Annotated in this window: 5 protein-coding genes; 1 reads left to right on the top strand and 4 read right to left on the bottom strand. The window is 40.4% G+C overall.

From position 1 onward, the window contains the following. The coding region (locus tag MRT15_RS10515) for an MFS transporter (protein WP_304330087.1) at positions 1-666 on the top strand (666 nt) is incomplete at its 5' end. Here MRT15_RS10515 and MRT15_RS10510 read toward each other — a convergent pair. The 4 genes from MRT15_RS10510 to MRT15_RS10495 form a co-directional block, all read right to left on the bottom strand. Further along, positions 643-921 carry a glycosyltransferase gene (locus MRT15_RS10510; RefSeq protein WP_304330086.1) on the bottom strand — a complete coding sequence of 93 codons (279 nt, stop codon included), beginning with the start codon at positions 919-921 and terminating at the stop codon, positions 643-645. The genes MRT15_RS10515 and MRT15_RS10510 overlap by 24 nt on opposite strands. 15 nt (positions 922-936) lie before the next feature. Further along, on the bottom strand, positions 937-2,118 hold the full coding sequence (locus MRT15_RS10505; protein ID WP_304330084.1) for a transposase: 1,182 nt from the start codon (positions 2,116-2,118) through the stop codon (positions 937-939). Then, entirely contained in the window at positions 2,093-2,437 is a 345-nt protein-coding gene (locus tag MRT15_RS10500) for a recombinase family protein (protein WP_304330082.1), read from the bottom strand. The genes MRT15_RS10505 and MRT15_RS10500 overlap by 26 nt, the downstream gene beginning before the upstream one ends. 153 nt (positions 2,438-2,590) lie before the next feature. Further along, entirely contained in the window at positions 2,591-3,631 is a 1,041-nt protein-coding gene (locus MRT15_RS10495; RefSeq protein WP_304330080.1) for an ATP-binding protein, read from the bottom strand. Between the last annotated feature and the right edge of the window lie 83 nt (positions 3,632-3,714).

Genomic DNA, 3,714 nt, shown 5'->3' with positions numbered 1-3,714 from the left:
TTAACAGCAATCTCCATAAGCATAATCCTATACAAGGCATCATCAAACATCAACATTAACAGGAGGGTTATCGGCAAAACCATCTCAAACTACAAACTAATAAAACAATTAATAAAGCCACTAATAGTTCTAGGAATAATAACATCATGCTACAGGATAATTCTAACATTCACAACAACATACCTAAACCACATGGGTTTAAGCATTGAATGGTCAAATTACATATTCTCATTAATACTAGCCATAAGCATAATGGGACCAGTTATGACTGGAATACTATTGAAGGGTGGAGGTGAGATGAGGATTGTGGCATTGGAGATGACGATAATTTCAATACTATCCATAACGTTAACAGCATCATCAAACACAGCATTAACCACAATAATACTAGTCCCAATCTGGATACTAATCCTAAGTGTATGGCCACCAGTATACTCCACAATATCGAAAAGCTCACCACAAGAGCATATGGGCCTAACATATGGTGCTTCACTAACATTCACATGGGCATTCGGATCCATATGGCCATACATAGCTGGAATAATAGCAGACAATTACGGCATAAACATGATATACCCACTACTAGCAGCATTATCATTAGTGGCAGTTGCAATAGCCATCACATATAGTGATAGAGCCTCCTCAGAAGCTCTTCCCATGCAATAAATCCATATACAACTTCACATACTTCTCTGAAACCACATCCCAATTAAACTCCACCTTCACCCTCTCATATGCATTTGAAATGTATTCCTCCGGATATCCACTTAAACAATTATTTATTGCTTCAGCAAGAGCTTTCGGGTTGTCTGGTTGAATTAGGATTGCACATGAATCGTCAACCACATCCAAAACTCCATGCATCCTTGTGGCTACTATTGGGATTTTGAGGGCCATAGCCTCCAATAGAACTGTTGGCATACCGTTGTCGGATAGTTAGCATTTTATTACTATCCGTTCCACCTCAGCCTTAAAGGCTTCATTGATGGCTTTCGCCGCCAACGGTAGGGGACGGCACATTGGGAGTTTTACGGCTATATTCCAAGCGGCCACCAGATGCCTATCTGTTTGGAAGCCGTATCTCTTACACTTAAACGCATGCCCATTCGGCTTATTCAATTCGCCACATATCGGGCAAACCCTAGAAGTATTTCTAGCATCAACGTACTCAGGTTTATAACCTCCTTCAATCGATTTATAGGAGATGTAGGACTGTATTTTCCTAAACGGCATGCTATGTAGTCTTCTATTCATCATTCTACCATACCTAATTCTTTTTCTCATTTTCTTCAACTTCTCCATAACTGGTTTAACATTCTCCTTAATGATCATCTCAGCTATTATTTTTGATGCCTTATGGATTATTGAGTTTATCCGCCTCTTTTCCCTTCCAGAGTACTTAGCCAGTAGTTTGGCTTTAATCCGTCCCCTTGTCTTGCTTTGAATTCTCTGTCTCTTTTTGAAGTATCTATCTCTAATATACTTCGCTTCACTTATATCTAGCTTCACGAACATGATTTCACCGGGCTTGACTACCGCTAAGTCTATACTCTTTTCATTAACGTCGATGCCGAGTAGTCCATCGACCATCCTTTCCTCAACGTTTCTTCTGAATGTGATGTGGAAAAAATACCCGTCATCTTTTCTCAGAAGCCTTGAACCTTTAACACTCCAACCCATAAACTTCTTGGAATGCTCGTGGGCTTCAAAGGGTACTAATATGTGTCCTTTATGTGTAGCAAGCTTGAGGCCTCCCCAATTGAACCAGAAGAGGTGCGTATCGTCGAGGAGTATGGTTTTCAACTCTTCTATTGATGGAGGCTTTACGTTTTCCCCCTTCCTTGAAACCCTCCTGTATGATTTGTACATTCCTAAAGCCATTGTTATAGCAGTATAAATGTAGTGTGATGGGTAATTGGGATGTTTGGCTCTCAGCTCTTTATATATTGATTCATGCAACCTCTTCCTCGATGTTATGTTCAAATCCATTGCTTTCCTCAAGCACTCTCCAACCATGTCCCTATATGTGGAGAAGAGTTCCTCCAGTATTTGCCTCTGCTCCATGCTGGGCTTAAGCTTGAACTTGCAGGTTTCACTCAGCAATAAGCTGTTTGACACCTCCGACCACCCCCTCATACTTGTGGCTCCTCAACCCATATAGCTTCCCAGCAAAGCTCGATACTAAGGCTATTAAATCTTTAACAAGCTCCTGATATGCATCTTTAGGCTCTTCCACATTAATAACTTCAATCCTGACACCATGAGATGAAAAACACCTCTCCAAATAACTAAAACCAAACCTAGTTAGCCTATCTTTAAAAGCTACTATAACGATCCCTATCCTTCGCTCCTCAACGAAATCGAAGAGTTTGCTTAACAATTTTCTGTCCTCGTCGAGTCCGCTTGCTACACCTTCTTCTTTTCTTTCAATCCACATTGAAACCCATCCCCCTCAACCTACCCATCAAACTGGAAACATGCTGAGCCACACCACCAATACCTGAAACCTTTGGTGAAATCATTAAAACCCTCATATGAAACCCCACATAAACAATTGAAACTTACAAACCCCTAAAGAAAAAGATTTCATTTAAATCCTAATAACGGCTCTGCGGAGAATTGGGTCTGTGATCATGTATTCGCCATCAACCTTAACTATCAATCCATAATCCATCAGACTTCTAAGTATATTTGCTAGTGTAGTGTCTGGTATGCGTCCAAGTTTAGCCTCCAACCTCCTCTTAACCTCACTCCATGAGCACCTCCCCATACTTGAAATTGTCTTCAAAGCTTCACTATACCTACCCCTACCAACACCCCTAGTTTCAAGGAAGTGTTCAACTTCAGCTAAAACCATGTTGATTGCAGCATCAATTATTGAATTCATGGATCTCAAACCCCTCACATAGTTGTATCCAAAGTATGTTAGCCAACCTATAATTCCATTGAAATTCTCCACAACTTCACTGATCAATTCATCACCCACATCTAAACCCTCCTGTTCAAACCCCTTCTTGAGGAAGTCTATTGCAGCATCCCTAGTTAATGGTTTAAGCTCTATGAGTTTATATGGTCTACCGTATAGTGGTGCTTCAGGATCCTCAATCCTCAAGAATTTATTTAGCAAACCAGCCTCCGAACCTGAAACCACAATTCTAACGTCAAAATGATCCAATGCATATGCTAGGAATCCATCAAACCTAAACTTCAAATTCCTCAATTCCTGAACTTCATCAAAAACCACAATGGTATCCCCCAAATTCTCAAAGATGTCAAGTAAAACATCAGGTCTCCTAAACTTAAACCTGATAACTCCACCAACCTCAAAATAGTCCATACCCTTAATAAGCTTCTTAGCCCAACTATTCCTACTAACCTCAACCTCAATCATACTTAAAAGGTTATCAAAGGATGCCTTGGCAGAGCTCAGCAATCTACAATCCAAGAACAAATACCTAACATTAGCCACATTCAACCCAGTCAGTATTAGTGAAGTCTTACCATATCTCCTCAACCCCTCAACAATTATAAACCTAAACCTACCCAACGAATTCACGAAATCGTTAAGCCCATCCTCCATATCGTAGAAATCATCCCTCCTCCTCTTAGGTTCTAGGGTGAAGTATACCATTACTAACCCCCCTGAATAACTATCCCCCCTTAGTTAATCCAAAGGTCGACACTTAAACCTAACTTTTATTAAACACTTACCCC

The organism is Candidatus Culexarchaeum yellowstonense (assembly GCF_024707025.1).
Classification (GTDB): domain Archaea; phylum Thermoproteota; class Methanomethylicia; order Culexarchaeales; family Culexarchaeaceae; genus Culexarchaeum.
The sequence above is the reverse complement of the archived record's forward strand: the minus strand, read 5'-3'. Positions and strand labels throughout refer to the sequence as shown.